The sequence below is a fragment of the Paraburkholderia largidicola genome (assembly GCF_013426895.1).
GTDB classification, from domain to species: Bacteria; Pseudomonadota; Gammaproteobacteria; order Burkholderiales; family Burkholderiaceae; genus Paraburkholderia; species Paraburkholderia largidicola.
Window position 1 is genome coordinate 3,389,999 of sequence record NZ_AP023174.1, and the last position, 16,965, is coordinate 3,406,963.

Consider the following 16,965-nt stretch of genomic DNA (forward strand, 5'->3'; position numbering starts at 1 on the left):
AAGCAGCCTGTTACCGCCGTTAGCGGCAACAGGCGCAAGCGGCGCGAGCGTCTTAGATACGACGACGCTTCGGCGGACGGCAGCCGTTGTGCGGAACCGGCGTCACGTCGGAGATCGCGGTGATCTTGATACCAAGACCATGCAGCGCGCGCACCGCGGACTCACGGCCAGGGCCAGGGCCCTTGATCCGCACTTCGAGGTTCTTCACGCCGTATTCCATCGCCACGCGACCAGCCGATTCAGCGGCAACCTGAGCTGCAAACGGGGTCGACTTACGCGAACCCTTGAAGCCCTGGCCACCCGACGTCGCCCAGGCCAATGCATTGCCTTGACGATCGGTGATCGTGATGATGGTGTTGTTGAACGACGCGTGAACGTGAACCACGCCCTCGGCGACGTTCTTCTTGACCTTCTTGCGAACGCGTTGCGCCGCGGAGTTGTTCGAAGCCTTAGCCATTACGTTTTCCTGTAACTGTCAGTCCCGCTTACTTCTTCAGCGATTGCGCTGCACGACGCGGACCCTTGCGCGTACGGGCATTCGTACGCGTGCGCTGACCACGCAGGGGCAGGCCCTTGCGATGACGCACGCCACGATAGCAGCCCAGATCCATCAGGCGCTTGATGTTCATCGTCGTTTCACGGCGCAGATCGCCTTCAACGATGAACTTGCCGACTTCTTCACGCAGCTTTTCGAGGTCTGCGTCGTTCAGGTCCTTGACCTTCTTCGAAAATGCCACACCAGCTGCGACGCAGATGTCGCGCGAGCGCGTGCGGCCGATACCGTAAATTGCCGTCAAGCCGATTTCGGTATGCTGGTGATTCGGGATGTTAACCCCTGCGATACGAGCCATTGTTTTTCCTCAAACAAAAAGCGCAAACAAAAGCGCGGCGTTCAGCCTTGACGCTGCTTGTGGCGCGGATCAGAGCTGCAAATCACGCGAACGACGCCCTTGCGCTTGATGATCTTGCAATTGCGGCAAATGCGCTTAACCGATGCCATCACTTTCATGATATTACCCTTTTTTCAAATCACTTCGCCCGGAACACGATCCGCGCACGCGACAGATCGTAAGGCGTCAATTCAACCGTAACCTTGTCGCCCGGAAGGATACGGATGTAGTGCATCCGCATCTTGCCGGATATGTGTCCCAATACGACATGGCCGTTTTCCAGCTTCACCCGAAAGGTAGCATTGGGGAGGTTTTCGATAACCTCGCCTTGCATCTGGATTACATCGTCTTTGGCCATAAGTCCTTTCAACGCATCGGGACGCCGCCGCCCTTGAAGTTAGCCTTCTTCAGCAGCGACTCATACTGTTGCGACATAACGTACGACTGCACCTGCGCCATGAAATCCATTGTGACGACGACAATGATCAGCAGCGACGTTCCACCAAAATAAAACGGCACATTCCAGCGCAGCACCAGAAACTCGGGCAGCAAGCAAACGAACACGATGTAGATCGCACCAGCCAGCGTAAGACGCGTCAGGATGCGGTCGATATAGCGTGCCGTCTGGTCACCCGGACGAATACCCGGGACGAATGCACCACTCTTCTTCAGGTTGTCGGCCGTCTCCCTGCTGTTGAACACCAGCGCGGTGTAGAAGAAGCAGAAGAATACGATCGCCAACGCATACAGCAACACGTACACCGGTTGACCGGGCTTGAGCGCTTCAGCCACGTTGTGCAGCGTGTCCGCGAACCAACCAGTCCGCGACCCCGAACTGAACCAGTTCAGGATAGTTGCCGGGAACAGGATGATCGACGATGCGAAGATCGGCGGAATCACACCCGACATGTTCAACTTCAGCGGCAGATGCGACGACTGTCCACCGTAAATCTTGTTGCCAACTTGCCGCTTCGCGTAGTTCACAAGAATCTTGCGCTGGCCGCGTTCGATGAACACCACCAGATACGTCACAGCTGCAATCAGCGCGACCACGATGATCGCCGAAATGATGCTCATCGAGCCAGTACGAACCAGTTCGAAGAGACCACCGATCGCATTCGGGAAACCCGCTGCGATACCGCCGAAAATAATGATCGAAATGCCGTTACCGAGACCACGTTCCGTGATTTGCTCACCGAGCCACATCAGGAACATCGTACCGGTCACGAGCGTCACAACCGTCGTCAGCCGGAAGACCATGCCAGGATCGATCACCAGTGCCGGCTGATTCTCCAGCGCAACAGCGATACCGAAAGCCTGGAACGTCGCCAGAACCACCGTAAAGACACGCGTGTACTGCGTAATCTTCCGTTGACCTGCCTGACCTTCCTTCTTCAACGCTTCGAGCTGCGGCGAGACGATCGCCAGCAACTGCATGATGATCGACGCCGAGATGTACGGCATGATCCCAAGCGCGAAAATCGTGAACCGCGAAAGTGCGCCACCCGAGAACATGTTGAACATGCCAAGGATGCCGCCCGACTGGCTCTGGAACAACTTTGCCAGCTGGTCCGGGTCGATACCCGGCACCGGAATATGCGCGCCAATACGGTAGACGACCAGCGCCAGCAGCAGGAACACTGCACGCCGACGCAGATCGCCAAACTTCGCCGCGCTTCGACCGGGTTTTGCGAGACTCGGGCTGTTAGCCAAGAACCTTCTCCGATGCAAATGCTAGTGACGGCAATCGACTTGCACGTTACTCGGCGAAAGAACCGCCAGCTGCTTCGATCGCAGCGCGCGCGCCCTTCGTCGCACCCAGTCCCTTCACAACGACCTTGCGCTTCAACTCGCCCGTCGCAATGATCTTCGCGCTGGTCATCAGCTCGCCGATCAGACCGGCTTGCTTCAGTGCCAACAGATCGATCTCGTCGACCGGCAGCTTTTCCAGATCACCGAGACGCACTTCACCAACGAATTCCTTCGTCAGCGAGGTAAAGCCACGCTTCGGCAGACGGCGTTGCAGCGGCATCTGACCGCCTTCGAAGCCGACCTTGTGGAAGCCACCCGAACGCGATTTTTGACCCTTGTGACCACGGCCAGCGGTCTTGCCGAGGCCAGAGCCGATGCCGCGACCAACGCGACGCTTTGCGTGCTTCGCGCCTTCAGCCGGCTTCAGGTTATTCAATTCCATTATCAACTCCTTGAGTGCCCGAACGGCCGCTTAGCCGATGACCTTAACGAGGTACGAGACCTTGTTGATCATGCCGCGCACAGCCGGCGTGTCCTGCAGCTCGCTAACCGAGTTCAGACGACGCAGGCCAAGACCGCGCACCGTGGCGCGGTGCGATTCGCGGGTCCCAATCAGGCTCTTGACGAGCTGAACCTTGACAGTTTTATCAGACATGGTGACCACCTTAGCCCAGAATGTCTTCGACGGACTTACCACGCTTCGCGGCGATGTCAGCCGGCGTCGACTGCTTGCGCAGACCATCCAGCGTCGCACGAACGAGGTTGTACGGGTTCGTCGAACCGTGGCTCTTGGCCACAACGTTTTGCACGCCCATCACGTCGAACACTGCACGCATCGGGCCACCAGCGATCACGCCGGTACCGTCCTTCGCCGGAGCGAGGAGAACCGTCGATGCGCCGTGCTTGCCGTGCACTTCGTGTTGCAGCGTACCGTTCTTGAGCGGCACCTTGAACATGTTGCGGCGGGCTTGTTCCATTGCCTTCTGAACAGCGACCGGGACTTCCTTGGCCTTGCCCTTGCCCATGCCGACGCGGCCATCACCGTCGCCAACCACGGTCAGTGCGGCGAAACCGAGAATACGGCCACCCTTCACGACCTTGGTCACGCGGTTGACCGAAATCATCTTTTCGCGGAGGCCGTCGTCGCGTTCGTCAGCCTGAACTTTCGCTTGCATCTTTGCCATGACGAATTCCTTCCTTAGAACTTGAGCCCGGCTTCGCGCGCCGCATCAGCCAGCGCTTTCACGCGGCCGTGGTAGCGGAAACCCGAGCGGTCGAAGGCGACGGATTCGATGCCGGCAGCCTTAGCCTTTTCTGCGATGCGCTTGCCGATCAGGGTCGCAGCGGCAACATTGCCACCCTTGCCCGACTGGTCGGCCAGTTGCGCACGCACTTCGGCTTCGAGCGTCGACGCGCTGGCGAGCACCTTGGTGCCGCACGGCGAGAACACTTGCGCATAGATGTGCGTGTTCGTGCGATGCACGGCCAGACGCGCGACTTGCAGCTCAGCGATCTTGATACGCGTCTGACGAGCGCGGCGCAGGCGTGATTGAGTCTTATCCATGATTGCGCACCCTTACTTCTTCTTCGTTTCTTTGAGGATCACAACCTCGTTGGCATAGCGCACGCCCTTGCCCTTATAGGGCTCCGGCGGACGATAGCCGCGCACTTCTGCAGCGACCTGGCCAACTTGTTGCTTGTTGATCCCCTTGATCACGATTTCGGTTTGCGACGGGGTTTCGGCCTTGACGCCTTCCGGCATCTGGTGCACCACCGGGTGCGAGAAACCCAGCGACAGGTTCAGCTTGTCGCCTTGCGCTTGCGCACGATAACCAACGCCAACCAGCGTCAGCTTGCGCTCGAAACCCTTGGTCACGCCTTGCACCATGTTCGCGACCAGCGCGCGAATCGTGCCCGACATCGCATTTGCTTCGCGGCTTTCGTCAACCGGCTCGAACTTCAGCGTGCCGTTGTCGTTCACCACTTTCACCAGGCGGTTCGCGTTCTGCGAAATCGTACCCAGCGGGCCCTTGACGGTAATGCGCTCGTCGCTCAGGGCCACTTCTGCGCCTTGCAGCGCGATCGGGCTTTTACCTACTCGAGACATGTTTCTTCTCCCTTCGGTCTTAAGCGACGTAGCAGATGACTTCGCCGCCCACGCCAGTAGCGCGCGCCTTGCGGTCGGTCATCACACCCTTCGGCGTCGAAACGATCGCAACGCCCAGGCCATTCATCACCTGAGGAATGTCGTTGCGGCCGCGGTACACACGCAGACCAGGCTTCGAGACGCGTTCGAGACGCTCGATAACCGGACGGCCAGCGTAGTACTTCAACGCGATGTTCAATTCCGACTTCGCACCTTCAGCCTTCACTGCGAAATCGTCGATATAGCCTTCATCCTTCAGGACTTGCGCGATCGCAACCTTGACTTTCGACGAGGGCATCGTCACCGAAACCTTCTCAACCATCTGCGCGTTGCGGATGCGAGTCAGCATATCGGCGATAGGATCACTCATGCTCATTTACGTTTCTCCTATTACCAGCTCGCCTTGGTCAGGCCAGGGATCTCGCCGCGGAACGCGATTTCGCGAATCTTGTTACGCGCCAGCCCGAATTTACGGAACGTGCCACGCGGACGACCAGTGATAGCGCAACGGTTGCGCTTGCGGGTCGGGTTCGAATTGCGCGGCAGTTGCTGCAGTTCGAGGCGAGCTGCATAACGCTCTTCTTCCGACTTGCTTTGGTCGTCGATGACAGCCTTCAGCTCAGCACGCTTCGGTGCGAACTTTGCAGCCAGGCGCGCACGCTTCTTTTCACGTTCGATCAGTGCCAGTTTAGCCACGGTAACCTCAGTTTCTGAACGGGAACTTGAAGCTGGCGAGCAGTGCCTTTGCTTCGTCGTCAGTCTTCGCAGTCGTCGTGATGCTGATGTTCAGCCCACGCAGCGCGTCGATTTTGTCGTAGTCGATTTCGGGGAAAATGATCTGCTCTTTCACACCGATGTTGTAGTTGCCACGACCGTCGAATGCACGGCCCGACACGCCACGGAAGTCACGCACACGCGGGAGCGCAACCGTCACGAAACGATCGAGAAATTCGTACATTGCCTGGCCACGCAGCGTGACCATCGCACCGATCGGGTAACCCTGACGGATCTTGAAGCCCGCGATTGCCTTGCGTGCCTTCGTGATGACCGGCTTCTGGCCCGCGATCTTCGTCAGATCGCCAACGGCGTTCTCGATGATCTTCTTGTCAGCGACGGCTTCGCCAAGACCCATGTTCAGGGTGATCTTGGTGATGCGCGGCACTTCCATCACGGACTTGTAACCGAACTTCTCGATCAGGCCGGGAACAACCTTCTCTTTATAAAATTCTTGCAAACGTGCCATTTTTTACTCCGCAGCGTCAGGCGCTCAGCACAGCACCGGTCGTCTTGAGGAAACGTACTTTCTTTTCCCCTTCGACCTTGATGCCGACACGCGACGGCTTGCCATTCGCGTCGACCAGCGCGACGTTCGAAATTTGCAACGGCATTGCCTTCGCTTCCACGCCGCCCGTCGTACCCTTCATCGGGTTCGGCTTCACATGCTTCTTGGCGATATTGAGGCCTTCGACAGTCACACGGTCATCAGCAACAGCCAGCACAACACCACGCTTGCCCTTGTCTTTGCCGGTGATGACGATAACTTCGTCACCCTTGCGAATCTTGTTCATTTCGGCTCCTTACAGCACTTCCGGCGCGAGCGAAACGATCTTCATGAAACGTTCGCTGCGCAGCTCACGCGTAACCGGCCCGAAAATGCGGGTGCCGATAGGCTCAAGCTTGGTATTCAAAAGCACGGCTGCGTTACCGTCGAACTTGATCAGCGAGCCGTCTTGACGACGCACACCCTTGGCGGTGCGAACCACCACGGCGTTGTAGATTTCGCCTTTCTTCACGCGCCCGCGCGGCGTTGCCTCTTTGACGCTCACCTTGATGATGTCGCCAATGTTGGCATAACGACGCTTCGAGCCGCCGAGCACCTTGATGCACATGACTTCACGCGCACCCGTGTTGTCGGCCACTTCGAGCCGAGTTTCGGTCTGGATCATGGTTTATCTTTCCCAACTTAATCCGGTTGCACCACCATGATGCACTCGGTCAGTCTTGGTCCCGTCAGCCAACGGCTGCTTGGGTATGAACAGCAGCGACGGCAAACGAAACCCGCCATCGCAATCCGGTGATTCTGTCGACATGGACTGGCGCCCAAGTCGCTTCCCCCACCTACGACTTCGCCCGCGATGGGGCTCCCACAAAGAGGGAAGACCGAGATTATAACAAATAACCTCGGTCTTGCAAGCGAAATCTACTGCGATTTCAACTACTTCTTACAGCTCAGCCGCTTTAGATGATTCGAGCAGCTTCGATCAGACGCGACACCGCCCAAGCCTTCGTCTTCGACACCGGACGAGTTTCCTGGATTTCAACGAGGTCACCCTCGTTATAGGTGTTCGCTTCGTCGTGAGCGTGGTACTTCTTCGAACGTACGACGTACTTGCCGTAGATCGGGTGCTTCACGCGGTGCTCGACCAGCACGGTAACCGTCTTGTCCATCTTGTTGCTGACGACCTTGCCGACCAGCGTCCGCTTGAGCGAGGTTTTTACGCTATCGTTCATTTCTGGTTCGCCTTCTCAGTCAGGACGGTCCGTACACGTGCGATGTCGCGACGAACCTTCTTCAGCTGGCTCGTGTTCGTGAGCTGCTGGGTCGCGAGTTGCATGCGCAGGCCGAATTGCGCCTTCAACAGGTCCGACAGCTCCTTGTTGAGCGCGGCCTGATCTTTCTGGTGAAGTTCGGATGCCTTCATCATTCACTCCTTAGGCGCCGAGCTGGCGAACCATGAACGTCGTCTTGAGCGGCAGCTTGGCTGCAGCCAGACGGAACGCTTCACGTGCCAGTTCTTCGGTCACACCATCCATTTCGTACAGCATCTTGCCCGGCTGAATCTCGGCGACGTAGTACTCAGGGTTACCCTTACCGTTACCCATACGCACTTCCGCCGGCTTTTGCGAGATCGGCTTGTCCGGGAAAATGCGGATCCAGATACGGCCGCCGCGCTTGATGTGACGCGTCATTGCACGACGCGCTGCTTCAATCTGACGCGCGGTCAGGCGGCCGCGACCGATAGCCTTCAGACCGTACTCACCGAACGACACCGCGTTACCACGCGTTGCGACGCCCGTGTTACGACCCTTCTGCTCTTTGCGATACTTCCTGCGTTTCGGTTGCAGCATCGTTATTCTCCAGTCTTACCGTCGCCGGCACCGCCACGGCGCGGAGCACCACGGCGAGCACCTGCCGGTGCACCTTCACCATCGCGACGCGGGCGGCGATCGCCCGGACGTGCGTTGCGGCGCGGACGCTTTTCTTCGGCAACTTCTTCAACCACCGGAGCGTCGTTGCGGCCGAGCGTGTCGCCCTTGTAGACCCACACCTTCACGCCGATGATGCCGTACGTCGTCTTCGCTTCCGAAGTTGCGTAGTCGATGTCAGCACGCAGCGTGTGGAGAGGCACGCGACCTTCGCGATACCACTCGGTACGCGCGATTTCGATACCGTTCAGACGGCCCGCGCTCATGATCTTGATGCCTTGAGCACCCAGACGCATCGCGTTTTGCATCGCACGCTTCATCGCACGGCGGAACATGATCCGGCGCTCGAGCTGCTGGGTGATCGAATCAGCGATCAGCTGCGCATCCGTTTCCGGCTTGCGGATTTCTTCGATGTTGACGTGAACCGGAACGCCCATGCGCTTTTGCAGCTCGGACTTCAGCAGTTCAATGTCTTCACCCTTCTTGCCGATCACGACACCCGGACGCGAGCTGAAAATCGTGATGCGCGCGTTCTTTGCAGGACGCTCGATCACAACGCGGCCGACGGACGCGTTCTTCAGCTTCTTCTTCAGGTATTCACGAACACCGATGTCTTCCTGCAACATCGCCGCGAAATTGTTGTTGTTCGCGTACCAACGCGAAGCCCAATTGCGGCTGACGGCCAAACGGAAGCCAGTCGGATGAATTTTCTGTCCCATCGTATGGCTCCTTAATTCCCGACCGTCACAGTGATGTGACAGGATTGCTTCTCGATGCGGTTACCGCGACCCTTTGCGCGTGCGGTGAAACGCTTCAGCGAAGCAGCCTTGTCGACGTAAATGCTCTTGATCTTGAGCTCGTCGATATCGGCGCCTTCGTTGTGCTCCGCATTCGCGATCGCAGACAACACGACCTTCTTAACGATACCCGCCGCCTTCTTCGGCGAGAACGTCAGAACGTTCAGCGCCTTGTCGACCGGCAAACCACGAATCTGGTCAGCCACAAGGCGCGTTTTCTGCGCCGAGATGCGGGCACCGCGATGAATTGCTTTCACTTCCATCTTGATTGCCCCTTATTTCTTGGCCTTCTTGTCGGCCGCGTGACCCTTGAACGTACGGGTCAGTGCGAACTCGCCAAGCTTGTGGCCGACCATGTTTTCCGTGACGTACACCGGAACGTGTTGACGGCCGTTATGCACAGCGATCGTCAGACCAATAAAGTCCGGCAGGATCGTCGAGCGACGCGACCAGGTCTTGATTGGCTTCTTGTCGCGCGATGCTGCAGCCGCCTCAACTTTCTTCAGCAAATGGGCGTCGCAGAACGGACCTTTTTTAATAGAACGTGCCATTGCCTACTCCTTAACGCTTGTGACGGCGCTGGACGATCATGCTCGTCGTGCGCTTGTTGCTGCGGGTGCGATAACCCTTCGTCGGCGTGCCCCACGGGCTCACCGGATCGCGACCTGCAGCCGTCTTGCCTTCACCACCACCGTGCGGGTGATCGACCGGGTTCATAACAACGCCACGCACCGTCGGGCGGATACCGCGCCAGCGGTTCGCGCCAGCCTTACCGATTTGACGGAGGCTGTGCTCTTCGTTGCCCACTTCACCGATCGTCGCGCGGCATTCGATGTGAACGCGGCGGATTTCGCCCGAACGCAGACGAACCTGCGCGTAGGTGCCTTCACGAGCCAGCAGCATCGCCGACGTACCAGCCGAACGCGCCATTTGCGCGCCCTTGCCCGGCAGCATTTCGATGCAGTGAATCGTCGTACCAACCGGGATGTTGCGGATCGGCAGCGTGTTGCCTGCGCGGATCGGAGCTTCCGAACCCGACATCAGTTGCTGACCAACCGTCACACCCTTCGGAGCGATGATGTAGCGACGCTCGCCGTCTGCGTACACGACCAGCGCGATGTTCGCGCTACGGTTCGGATCGTACTCGAGGCGTTCGACCTTCGCGGGAATGCCATCCTTCGTGCGACGGAAGTCGACGATACGATAGTGCTGCTTGTGACCACCACCCTTATGACGCGTGGTGATGTGGCCGTTGTTGTTACGGCCGGCGGTCTTGCTCTGCGCGTCGAGCAGCGGTGCGTACGGCTTGCCCTTATGCAGATCCTTGTTGACCACCTTGACCATCGCGCGGCGGCCCGGCGAAGTCGGCTTAACTTTCACGATTGCCATGATTACTTGGCCTCCGCTTCAAAGTTGATTTCCTGGCCGGGCTTCAGGCAGACGTACGCCTTCTTCACGTCCTTACGCTTACCCATGAAACGGCCAAAGCGCTTGGCTTTGCCCTTCTGGACCAGCACGTTGACGGAATTGACTTCCACCTTGAACAGCAGTTCGACGGCAGCCTTCACTTCCTGCTTCGTAGCGTCCGGCGCAACTTCGAACACGACTTGCTCGTTCTTGTCAGCCACCAGCGTCGCCTTTTCGGAGATCACCGGCGCGAGCAGAACTTGCATCAAACGATGATCGTTTTTGCGAACTTCGCTCATGACAGCAACTCCTCGATCTGGGCGACCGCAGCCTTCGTGATCAGCACTTTCTTGAAGTAGATCAGCGACAGGGGGTCGGCGTAACGCGGCTCGACAACGGCCACGTGGGCCAGATTGCGCGACGCGAGGTACAGGTTTTCGTCAACCGTGTCGGTGATGACCAGCACGGAGTCGAGACCCATTGCCTTGAACTTTTCGGCCAGCAGCTTCGTCTTCGGCGCTTCGAGCGTCAGCTCGTCGACAACCGCGATGCGGCCTTCGCGGGCCAGCTGCGAGAAGATCGAGCAGAGACCTGCGCGATGCATCTTCTTGTTGACCTTGTGCGAGAAATTTTCTTCCGGCGAATTCGGGAAGATGCGACCACCGCCACGCCACAACGGGCTCGACGACATACCGGCACGAGCACGGCCCGTACCTTTCTGGCGCCACGGCTTCTTCGTGGTGTGCTTGACCTGCTCACGATCCTTCTGTGCGCGGTTGCCGCTACGTGCGTTCGCCTGATAAGCGACGACGATCTGGTGGATCAGGGCTTCGTTGTAGTCACGACCGAACACGACGTCCGATGCGTTGACTGCCGCGCCTTCCTGACCGTTGGCGTTCAGGAGCTTAAGTTCCATTATTTCGCTCCTTTCACGGCACGCGTCTTGACAGCCGGCGTCACGAAAACCTTGCCGCCCTTCGCACCCGGAACAGCACCCTTGACGAGCAGCAGCTTGCGATCTGCGTCGATACGTGCGATTTCGAGGTTCTGCACGGTGACCGTCTCGTCACCCATATGACCCGTCATGCGCTTACCCGGGAAAACACGACCCGGATCCTGCGCCATACCGATCGAACCCGGCACGTTGTGCGAACGCGAGTTACCGTGCGATGCACGGCCCGAAGCGAAGTTGTAGCGCTTGATGGTACCGGCGTAGCCTTTACCGATCGAGGTACCTTGCACGTCGACCTTCTGGCCCACTTCGAAGAGATCCACACCGATCACGGCGCCATTCGACAGCTCGGCAGCCTTAGCGGCTTCGATCTGGAATTCCTTGAGGATTTCACCGGCTTGAACGCCGGCTTTGGCGAGATGACCTGCCAGCGGCTTCGTCACGCGCGATGCACGGCGCGTACCGAAGGCAACCTGAACGGCCGTGTAGCCGTCGGTTTCAACAGTCTTGATCTGCGTCACGCGGTTGTCGGACACGTCCAGCACGGTAACGGGAATCGAATCCCCTTCAGCCGTGAAGATACGGGTCATGCCAACCTTGCGACCTACGAGTCCAAGGCTCATCGTTTTCTCCATTCCCGACTGCGATTGGTCGGGGCTAATTTACAAAATGCCTCGCGCTTCAGAGGCGAAACGCGACGGCTTTTTTACGCAATTGCGCGAAAAGCCTTGCATTATAGCGAGGCTTTTCGTTTTCCGCAAGCAATCAAAGACTTAGCGACACCCAATAACCTGGGTGCCGCCTGGAACCTTTACTGCAGCTTGATTTCGACGTCTACGCCAGCCGGCAAGTCCAGCTTCATCAGCGCGTCAACGGTCTTGTCCGTCGGATCGACGATGTCCATCAGGCGTTGGTGCGTGCGGATTTCGAGCTGGTCGCGCGACGTCTTGTTGACGTGCGGCGAACGCAGGATGTCGAAACGCTGTATACGGGTCGGCAGGGGCACCGGACCGCGAACGATTGCGCCAGTCCGCTTTGCCGTGTCGACGATCTCAGCTGCCGATTGATCGATCAGACGATAGTCGAAAGCCTTCAGGCGAATGCGGATTTTCTGGTTCTGCATGACGAATTCCTTGGAAAGAGCGAGGCGATATTGCACCGCCGATTAGAAAAAGAACGTAGGTCCGGGCGCCCGCTGGACGCGAGTGCCCGGACCCGGGCACTGCATACTGCTACAGCAATCTTCGATTTTACTCGATGATCTTGGCGACGACACCTGCGCCGACGGTACGGCCACCTTCGCGGATTGCGAAGCGCAGACCTTCTTCCATCGCGATCGGCGCGATCAGCTTCACCGTGATCGACACGTTGTCGCCCGGCATCACCATTTCCTTGTCCTTCGGCAGCTCGATCGAGCCCGTCACGTCCGTCGTACGGAAGTAGAACTGCGGACGGTAGTTGTTGAAGAACGGCGTGTGACGGCCGCCTTCGTCCTTGCTCAGCACGTACACTTCAGCCGTGAAGTGCGTGTGCGGCGTGATCGAGCCCGGCTTGGCCAGCACCTGGCCACGCTCCACGTCTTCACGCTTCGTGCCGCGCAGCAGGATACCGACGTTGTCGCCTGCCTGACCCTGGTCGAGCAGCTTGCGGAACATTTCCACGCCCGTGCAGGTCGTCTTCACCGTCGGCTTGATACCGACGATTTCGATTTCCTCGCCGACCTTGACGATGCCGCGCTCAACGCGACCCGTCACCACCGTGCCACGACCCGAGATCGAGAACACGTCTTCCACCGGCATCAGGAACGCGCCGTCCACTGCGCGCTCCGGCGTCGGGATGTACGTGTCCAGTGCGTCGGCCAGGTTCATGATCGCCACTTCGCCCAGCTCGCCCTTGTCGCCTTCGAGCGCCAGCTTCGCCGAACCCTTGATGATCGGCGTGTCGTCGCCCGGGAAGTCGTACTTCGACAGGAGTTCGCGCACTTCCATTTCGACCAGCTCGAGCAGCTCGGCGTCGTCGACCATGTCGCACTTGTTCAGGAACACGATGATGTACGGCACACCGACCTGACGCGCCAGCAGGATGTGCTCACGCGTTTGCGGCATCGGGCCGTCTGCAGCCGAGCACACCAGGATCGCGCCGTCCATCTGCGCGGCGCCCGTGATCATGTTCTTCACATAGTCAGCGTGGCCCGGGCAGTCGACGTGTGCGTAGTGGCGGTTAGCCGTTTCGTACTCGACGTGTGCCGTGTTGATCGTGATGCCGCGCGCCTTTTCTTCCGGCGCTGCGTCGATCTGGTCATACGCCTTTGCTTCGCCGCCGAACTTTGCCGTCAGCACCGTCGTGATCGCTGCCGTCAGCGTGGTCTTGCCGTGGTCAACGTGACCGATCGTGCCGACGTTCACGTGCGGCTTGGTCCGTTCGAATTTACCTTTAGCCATGTTTCTCTTCTTTCAAAAAAGTTGTTCGATGAATGACTATGCGAGGTCTTACTTCGACTTCGCGTTGATGATCGCTTCCGACACGTTACGCGGCGCTTCTGCGTAGTGCTTGAATTCCATCGTGTACGTTGCGCGACCTTGCGTCAGCGAGCGCAGCGACGTCGAGTAGCCAAACATCTCCGACAGCGGCACTTCAGCGCGGACGATCTTGCCGCCGCCCACCATGTCGTCCATGCCCTGGACGATACCGCGACGGCCCGACAGGTCGCCCATCACGTTGCCCATGTAGTCTTCCGGCGTTTCGACTTCGACAGCCATCATCGGTTCGAGGATGACCGGTTGAGCCTTGCGCATTGCTTCCTTGAACGCCATCGAGCCGGCCATGCGGAACGCATTTTCGTTCGAGTCAACGTCGTGGTACGAACCGAACGTCAGGTGAACCTTGACGTCGACGACCGGGAAGCCTGCCAGCACGCCTGCCTTCAGCGTTTCCTGAATACCCTTGTCGACCGCCGGGATGTATTCACGCGGAATCACACCACCCTTGATCTCGTCGAGGAACTCGTAGCCCTTGCCTTGTTCGTTCGGCTCGAGCGTGATGACCGCGTGACCGTACTGGCCGCGACCACCCGACTGCTTGACGAACTTGCCGTCAACGTCTTCCGCCTTACCGCGAATCGTTTCACGGTAAGCAACCTGCGGCTTGCCGACGGTCGCTTCAACGCCGAATTCGCGCTTCATACGGTCAACCAGAATTTCGAGGTGGAGCTCGCCCATGCCCGAAATAATGGTTTGACCCGATTCTTCGTCCGTTTGAACGCGGAACGACGGATCTTCCTGAGCCAGACGGTTCAGCGCCAGACCCATCTTTTCCTGGTCAGGCTTCGTCTTCGGCTCAACAGCCTGCGAAATCACCGGCTCCGGGAAAATCATGCGTTCAAGCACGATCGGGCTTTGCGGATCGCACAGCGTGTCGCCCGTCGTTGCGTCTTTCAGGCCGACTGCAGCAGCGATGTCGCCTGCGCGCACTTCCTTGATTTCTTCGCGCTGGTTCGCGTGCATCTGCAGAATACGACCGAGACGTTCCTTCTTGTCTTTGGTCGCGTTCAGCACGGTGTCGCCCGAATTCACAACGCCCGAGTACACACGGAAGAAGATCAGCTGGCCGACGAACGGGTCCGTCATGATCTTGAATGCCAGTGCCGAGAACTTTTCGTCGTCAGCAGCGCGGCGCTCACCCTTTTCGCCGTTTTCCAGTTCGCCCGTAACCGGCGGAATGTCGATCGGCGACGGCAGGAAGTCCAGAACGGCGTCCAGCATGCGTTGAACGCCCTTGTTCTTGAACGCGGTGCCGCACAGCATCGGCTGGATTTCGCAAGCGATCGTACGGTCGCGCAGACCCTTGATGATTTCCGCTTCCGTCAGCTCGCCTTCTTCGAGGTATTTGTTCATCAAGTCTTCGCTCGATTCAGCCGCGGCTTCGATCATCTTTTCGCGCCATTCATTGCACGAATCGACCAGTTCAGCCGGGATGTCTTCGTACGAGAACTTGGTGCCTTGCGACGCCTCGTCCCAAATGATCGCCTTCATCTTCATCAGATCGACGACGCCCGTGAAGTTCTCTTCCGCGCCGATCGGCACGACGACGGGAACCGGGTTCGCCTTCAGACGCAGCTTGAGCTGGTCATAGACCTTGAAGAAGTTCGCGCCGGTACGGTCCATCTTGTTGATGAACGCGAGACGGGGAACCTTGTACTTGTTCGCCTGGCGCCACACCGTTTCCGACTGCGGCTGCACGCCGCCCACGGCGCAGTAGACCATGCACGCACCGTCGAGCACGCGCATCGAGCGCTCGACTTCAATCGTGAAGTCGACGTGGCCCGGCGTGTCGATGATGTTGATGCGGTGCTCAGCGCGGTCGCCTGCCATGCCCTTCCAGAACGCCGTGGTAGCAGCGGACGTGATGGTGATACCACGCTCCTGTTCCTGCTCCATCCAGTCCATGGTTGCGGCGCCGTCGTGCACTTCACCGATCTTGTGGTTCACGCCGGTATAGAACAGGATGCGCTCGGTCGTCGTCGTTTTGCCGGCGTCGATGTGAGCGCTAATACCGATGTTACGGTAGCGCTCGATAGGTGTCTTGCGAGCCACTTTGATCCTCTATTGGGATAACACGATGGAAACCAGTCCATCGCGCTCTAACACAAACGGGCGAGGCGCTTGATAAGCGCACCCGCCCGGAATTTCTTTCCGCTTTACTGCCAGCCCGGGGACGGGATGCTTAGAAACGGAAATGCGAGAACGCCTTGTTGGCTTCTGCCATCCGGTGAACTTCGTCGCGCTTCTTCATCGCGCCGCCACGGCCTTCAGCCGCTTCGGAGAGTTCACCAGCCAGACGCAGAGCCATCGACTTCTCGCTGCGCTTCTTCGCGGCTTCACGCAGCCAACGCATCGCCAATGCCATACGACGCGACGGACGCACTTCGACCGGAACCTGATAGTTCGCACCACCAACGCGACGGCTCTTGACTTCGACCACCGGCTTCACGTTGTTGAGCGCTACCGTGAACACTTCCAGCGGGTCCTTGCCACCCTTGGTCTGGATCTGTTCGAAAGCGCCGTACACGATGCGCTCGGCAACCGACTTCTTGCCGGAGAGCATCAGCACGTTCATGAATTTTGCAACATCAACGTTACCGAACTTCGGATCCGGCAACACTTCCCGCTTGGGGACTTCGCGACGACGCGGCATGTTTCTTCCTTTGACTTTTCAGTTGGAGCGGTGCTTCGTGCACTCACCCCGCGGCCACCAACTAACCCGATTCATCTATTACGACTTACCAGCCTGGTCGGGTGACCACTTACTCGACAGCACCGGCTATCCGGCACCACCGCTAAACCGCTCCTGCGAGCGACCTGTTACTGCTGACTGGCTGCTTACTTGCCAGCCTTGGCACGCTTCGCACCGTACTTCGAGCGAGCTTGCTTACGATCCTTGACGCCCTGGGTATCCAGCGAGCCACGAACCATGTGGTAACGCACACCCGGCAAGTCCTTCACACGGCCGCCGCGAATCAGCACGACCGAGTGTTCCTGCAGGTTGTGGCCTTCACCACCGATGTACGAAATGACTTCGAAGCCGTTCGTCAGACGAACCTTGGCAACCTTACGGAGTGCCGAGTTAGGCTTCTTAGGCGTCGTGGTGTACACACGGGTGCACACGCCACGACGCTGGGGGCAGTCCTGCAAGGCCGGGCTCTTGCTCTTCGTCGTTTCCGACGTGCGGCCTTTGCGAACCAGTTGATTGATGGTTGGCATTGTTTATTCCTGAAATTGAACAAAATCGACGCGTTCTTTCTGGGCAAAGCAGAAA

The 16,965-nt window shown here is 58.5% G+C and carries 30 protein-coding genes; all 30 read right to left on the reverse strand.

Going from position 1 to position 16,965, the window contains the following annotated elements; genetic code table 11:
* Positions 1-52 precede the first annotated feature (52 nt).
* The 30 genes from rpsK to rpsL all read right to left on the reverse strand — a co-directional run bounded on the left by rpsK (position 53) and on the right by rpsL (position 16,910).
* Positions 53-457 (reverse strand): 30S ribosomal protein S11, encoded by a 405-nt coding sequence (rpsK, locus tag PPGU16_RS15070; protein ID WP_006052224.1) that lies wholly within the window; start codon positions 455-457, stop codon positions 53-55.
* A 28-nt stretch (positions 458-485) separates the two neighbouring features.
* Positions 486-851, reverse strand: coding sequence for a 30S ribosomal protein S13 (gene rpsM, locus PPGU16_RS15075; protein WP_006052223.1), 366 nt, complete (start codon positions 849-851; stop codon positions 486-488).
* Positions 852-892: 41 nt separating this feature from the next.
* Positions 893-1,009: a 50S ribosomal protein L36 gene (gene rpmJ / locus PPGU16_RS15080; RefSeq protein WP_004199844.1), complete on the reverse strand. Its 117-nt coding sequence runs from the start codon at positions 1,007-1,009 to the stop codon at positions 893-895.
* 20 nt (positions 1,010-1,029) lie between these two features.
* A complete protein-coding gene (gene infA / locus PPGU16_RS15085) occupies positions 1,030-1,248 on the reverse strand; it encodes a translation initiation factor IF-1 (protein WP_004521905.1) in 219 nt (72 codons plus the stop codon).
* A gap of 8 nt (positions 1,249-1,256) precedes the next feature.
* The gene (gene secY, locus PPGU16_RS15090; RefSeq protein ID WP_012402182.1) at positions 1,257-2,603 is read right to left on the reverse strand and encodes a preprotein translocase subunit SecY; all 1,347 of its coding nucleotides are present in this window, start codon (positions 2,601-2,603) and stop codon (positions 1,257-1,259) included.
* Between the two features lie 46 nt (positions 2,604-2,649).
* Positions 2,650-3,084, reverse strand: coding sequence for a 50S ribosomal protein L15 (gene rplO, locus PPGU16_RS15095; protein WP_180720761.1), 435 nt, complete (start codon positions 3,082-3,084; stop codon positions 2,650-2,652).
* A 30-nt stretch (positions 3,085-3,114) separates the two neighbouring features.
* Positions 3,115-3,297 carry a 50S ribosomal protein L30 gene (gene rpmD, locus PPGU16_RS15100; RefSeq protein ID WP_007730608.1) on the reverse strand — a complete coding sequence of 61 codons (183 nt, stop codon included), beginning with the start codon at positions 3,295-3,297 and terminating at the stop codon, positions 3,115-3,117.
* Between the two features lie 10 nt (positions 3,298-3,307).
* Positions 3,308-3,826: a 30S ribosomal protein S5 gene (gene rpsE, locus PPGU16_RS15105; RefSeq protein WP_007730604.1), complete on the reverse strand. Its 519-nt coding sequence runs from the start codon at positions 3,824-3,826 to the stop codon at positions 3,308-3,310.
* Positions 3,827-3,840: 14 nt separating this feature from the next.
* Positions 3,841-4,206, reverse strand: coding sequence for a 50S ribosomal protein L18 (gene rplR, locus PPGU16_RS15110; protein ID WP_008923336.1), 366 nt, complete (start codon positions 4,204-4,206; stop codon positions 3,841-3,843).
* A 12-nt stretch (positions 4,207-4,218) separates the two neighbouring features.
* Positions 4,219-4,749 carry a 50S ribosomal protein L6 gene (rplF, locus tag PPGU16_RS15115; protein WP_180720763.1) on the reverse strand — a complete coding sequence of 177 codons (531 nt, stop codon included), beginning with the start codon at positions 4,747-4,749 and terminating at the stop codon, positions 4,219-4,221.
* A gap of 19 nt (positions 4,750-4,768) precedes the next feature.
* Entirely contained in the window at positions 4,769-5,164 is a 396-nt protein-coding gene (rpsH, locus tag PPGU16_RS15120) for a 30S ribosomal protein S8 (RefSeq protein ID WP_007730595.1), read from the reverse strand.
* 14 nt (positions 5,165-5,178) lie between these two features.
* Positions 5,179-5,484, reverse strand: coding sequence for a 30S ribosomal protein S14 (gene rpsN, locus PPGU16_RS15125; protein WP_109478343.1), 306 nt, complete (start codon positions 5,482-5,484; stop codon positions 5,179-5,181).
* A gap of 7 nt (positions 5,485-5,491) precedes the next feature.
* The gene (gene rplE, locus PPGU16_RS15130; protein WP_006052214.1) at positions 5,492-6,031 is read right to left on the reverse strand and encodes a 50S ribosomal protein L5; all 540 of its coding nucleotides are present in this window, start codon (positions 6,029-6,031) and stop codon (positions 5,492-5,494) included.
* Between the two features lie 16 nt (positions 6,032-6,047).
* A complete protein-coding gene (rplX, locus tag PPGU16_RS15135; RefSeq protein WP_180720765.1) occupies positions 6,048-6,356 on the reverse strand; it encodes a 50S ribosomal protein L24 in 309 nt (102 codons plus the stop codon).
* 9 nt (positions 6,357-6,365) lie between these two features.
* Positions 6,366-6,734, reverse strand: coding sequence for a 50S ribosomal protein L14 (gene rplN / locus PPGU16_RS15140; protein ID WP_012402188.1), 369 nt, complete (start codon positions 6,732-6,734; stop codon positions 6,366-6,368).
* 292 nt (positions 6,735-7,026) lie between these two features.
* Complete coding sequence (gene rpsQ, locus PPGU16_RS15145; protein ID WP_007730563.1) at positions 7,027-7,299, reverse strand: 30S ribosomal protein S17; 273 nt, start codon at positions 7,297-7,299, stop codon at positions 7,027-7,029.
* Positions 7,296-7,490, reverse strand: a complete 195-nt coding sequence (rpmC, locus tag PPGU16_RS15150; protein ID WP_007180130.1) for a 50S ribosomal protein L29 — start codon at positions 7,488-7,490, stop codon at positions 7,296-7,298. The genes rpsQ and rpmC overlap by 4 nt, the downstream gene beginning before the upstream one ends.
* 10 nt (positions 7,491-7,500) lie before the next feature.
* Entirely contained in the window at positions 7,501-7,917 is a 417-nt protein-coding gene (gene rplP / locus PPGU16_RS15155) for a 50S ribosomal protein L16 (protein ID WP_007730545.1), read from the reverse strand.
* Positions 7,918-7,919: 2 nt separating this feature from the next.
* Entirely contained in the window at positions 7,920-8,714 is a 795-nt protein-coding gene (gene rpsC, locus PPGU16_RS15160) for a 30S ribosomal protein S3 (protein ID WP_012402193.1), read from the reverse strand.
* Between the two features lie 11 nt (positions 8,715-8,725).
* Positions 8,726-9,055, reverse strand: coding sequence for a 50S ribosomal protein L22 (gene rplV / locus PPGU16_RS15165; RefSeq protein WP_004199272.1), 330 nt, complete (start codon positions 9,053-9,055; stop codon positions 8,726-8,728).
* Positions 9,056-9,067: 12 nt separating this feature from the next.
* Positions 9,068-9,343, reverse strand: a complete 276-nt coding sequence (gene rpsS, locus PPGU16_RS15170) for a 30S ribosomal protein S19 (RefSeq protein WP_006998484.1) — start codon at positions 9,341-9,343, stop codon at positions 9,068-9,070.
* Positions 9,344-9,353: 10 nt separating this feature from the next.
* On the reverse strand, positions 9,354-10,181 hold the full coding sequence (rplB, locus tag PPGU16_RS15175; protein WP_035988807.1) for a 50S ribosomal protein L2: 828 nt from the start codon (positions 10,179-10,181) through the stop codon (positions 9,354-9,356).
* A gap of 2 nt (positions 10,182-10,183) precedes the next feature.
* Positions 10,184-10,498, reverse strand: coding sequence for a 50S ribosomal protein L23 (gene rplW, locus PPGU16_RS15180; protein ID WP_007730525.1), 315 nt, complete (start codon positions 10,496-10,498; stop codon positions 10,184-10,186).
* The gene (rplD, locus tag PPGU16_RS15185) at positions 10,495-11,115 is read right to left on the reverse strand and encodes a 50S ribosomal protein L4 (protein ID WP_007730523.1); all 621 of its coding nucleotides are present in this window, start codon (positions 11,113-11,115) and stop codon (positions 10,495-10,497) included. The genes rplW and rplD overlap by 4 nt, the downstream gene beginning before the upstream one ends.
* Positions 11,115-11,774, reverse strand: coding sequence for a 50S ribosomal protein L3 (rplC, locus tag PPGU16_RS15190; RefSeq protein WP_180720767.1), 660 nt, complete (start codon positions 11,772-11,774; stop codon positions 11,115-11,117). The genes rplD and rplC overlap by 1 nt, the downstream gene beginning before the upstream one ends.
* 188 nt (positions 11,775-11,962) lie before the next feature.
* Positions 11,963-12,274 carry a 30S ribosomal protein S10 gene (rpsJ, locus tag PPGU16_RS15195; RefSeq protein WP_006998489.1) on the reverse strand — a complete coding sequence of 104 codons (312 nt, stop codon included), beginning with the start codon at positions 12,272-12,274 and terminating at the stop codon, positions 11,963-11,965.
* A 127-nt stretch (positions 12,275-12,401) separates the two neighbouring features.
* The gene (tuf, locus tag PPGU16_RS15200) at positions 12,402-13,592 is read right to left on the reverse strand and encodes an elongation factor Tu (RefSeq protein ID WP_028371383.1); all 1,191 of its coding nucleotides are present in this window, start codon (positions 13,590-13,592) and stop codon (positions 12,402-12,404) included.
* 48 nt (positions 13,593-13,640) lie between these two features.
* Positions 13,641-15,743 (reverse strand): elongation factor G, encoded by a 2,103-nt coding sequence (fusA, locus tag PPGU16_RS15205; protein ID WP_180720768.1) that lies wholly within the window; start codon positions 15,741-15,743, stop codon positions 13,641-13,643.
* A gap of 130 nt (positions 15,744-15,873) precedes the next feature.
* Positions 15,874-16,344 (reverse strand): 30S ribosomal protein S7, encoded by a 471-nt coding sequence (rpsG, locus tag PPGU16_RS15210; protein ID WP_006053291.1) that lies wholly within the window; start codon positions 16,342-16,344, stop codon positions 15,874-15,876.
* A gap of 185 nt (positions 16,345-16,529) precedes the next feature.
* Positions 16,530-16,910, reverse strand: a complete 381-nt coding sequence (gene rpsL, locus PPGU16_RS15215) for a 30S ribosomal protein S12 (RefSeq protein WP_006053290.1) — start codon at positions 16,908-16,910, stop codon at positions 16,530-16,532.
* Positions 16,911-16,965: the final 55 nt, after the last annotated feature.

Bases quoted from the DNA above. Each gene is read 5' to 3' on its own strand.
- rpsK (WP_006052224.1), bottom strand. From the start codon at position 457: ATGGCTAAGGCTTCGAACAACTCCGCGGCGCAACGCGTTCGCAAGAAG.
- rpsM (WP_006052223.1), bottom strand. From the start codon at position 851: ATGGCTCGTATCGCAGGGGTTAACATCCCGAATCACCAGCATACCGAA.
- rpmJ (WP_004199844.1), bottom strand. From the start codon at position 1,009: ATGAAAGTGATGGCATCGGTTAAGCGCATTTGCCGCAATTGCAAGATC.
- infA (WP_004521905.1), bottom strand. From the start codon at position 1,248: ATGGCCAAAGACGATGTAATCCAGATGCAAGGCGAGGTTATCGAAAAC.
- rplO (WP_180720761.1), bottom strand. From the start codon at position 3,084: ATGGAATTGAATAACCTGAAGCCGGCTGAAGGCGCGAAGCACGCAAAG.
- rpmD (WP_007730608.1), bottom strand. From the start codon at position 3,297: ATGTCTGATAAAACTGTCAAGGTTCAGCTCGTCAAGAGCCTGATTGGG.
- rpsE (WP_007730604.1), bottom strand. From the start codon at position 3,826: ATGGCAAAGATGCAAGCGAAAGTTCAGGCTGACGAACGCGACGACGGC.
- rplR (WP_008923336.1), bottom strand. From the start codon at position 4,206: ATGGATAAGACTCAATCACGCCTGCGCCGCGCTCGTCAGACGCGTATC.
- rplF (WP_180720763.1), bottom strand. From the start codon at position 4,749: ATGTCTCGAGTAGGTAAAAGCCCGATCGCGCTGCAAGGCGCAGAAGTG.
- rpsH (WP_007730595.1), bottom strand. From the start codon at position 5,164: ATGAGCATGAGTGATCCTATCGCCGATATGCTGACTCGCATCCGCAAC.
- rplE (WP_006052214.1), bottom strand. From the start codon at position 6,031: ATGGCACGTTTGCAAGAATTTTATAAAGAGAAGGTTGTTCCCGGCCTG.
- rplX (WP_180720765.1), bottom strand. From the start codon at position 6,356: ATGAACAAGATTCGCAAGGGTGACGAAGTTATCGTCATCACCGGCAAA.
- rplN (WP_012402188.1), bottom strand. From the start codon at position 6,734: ATGATCCAGACCGAAACTCGGCTCGAAGTGGCCGACAACACGGGTGCG.
- rpsQ (WP_007730563.1), bottom strand. From the start codon at position 7,299: ATGAACGATAGCGTAAAAACCTCGCTCAAGCGGACGCTGGTCGGCAAG.
- rpmC (WP_007180130.1), bottom strand. From the start codon at position 7,490: ATGAAGGCATCCGAACTTCACCAGAAAGATCAGGCCGCGCTCAACAAG.
- rplP (WP_007730545.1), bottom strand. From the start codon at position 7,917: ATGCTGCAACCGAAACGCAGGAAGTATCGCAAAGAGCAGAAGGGTCGT.
- rpsC (WP_012402193.1), bottom strand. From the start codon at position 8,714: ATGGGACAGAAAATTCATCCGACTGGCTTCCGTTTGGCCGTCAGCCGC.
- rplV (WP_004199272.1), bottom strand. From the start codon at position 9,055: ATGGAAGTGAAAGCAATTCATCGCGGTGCCCGCATCTCGGCGCAGAAA.
- rpsS (WP_006998484.1), bottom strand. From the start codon at position 9,343: ATGGCACGTTCTATTAAAAAAGGTCCGTTCTGCGACGCCCATTTGCTG.
- rplB (WP_035988807.1), bottom strand. From the start codon at position 10,181: ATGGCAATCGTGAAAGTTAAGCCGACTTCGCCGGGCCGCCGCGCGATG.
- rplW (WP_007730525.1), bottom strand. From the start codon at position 10,498: ATGAGCGAAGTTCGCAAAAACGATCATCGTTTGATGCAAGTTCTGCTC.
- rplD (WP_007730523.1), bottom strand. From the start codon at position 11,115: ATGGAACTTAAGCTCCTGAACGCCAACGGTCAGGAAGGCGCGGCAGTC.
- rplC (WP_180720767.1), bottom strand. From the start codon at position 11,774: ATGAGCCTTGGACTCGTAGGTCGCAAGGTTGGCATGACCCGTATCTTC.
- rpsJ (WP_006998489.1), bottom strand. From the start codon at position 12,274: ATGCAGAACCAGAAAATCCGCATTCGCCTGAAGGCTTTCGACTATCGT.
- tuf (WP_028371383.1), bottom strand. From the start codon at position 13,592: ATGGCTAAAGGTAAATTCGAACGGACCAAGCCGCACGTGAACGTCGGC.
- rpsG (WP_006053291.1), bottom strand. From the start codon at position 16,344: ATGCCGCGTCGTCGCGAAGTCCCCAAGCGGGAAGTGTTGCCGGATCCG.
- rpsL (WP_006053290.1), bottom strand. From the start codon at position 16,910: ATGCCAACCATCAATCAACTGGTTCGCAAAGGCCGCACGTCGGAAACG.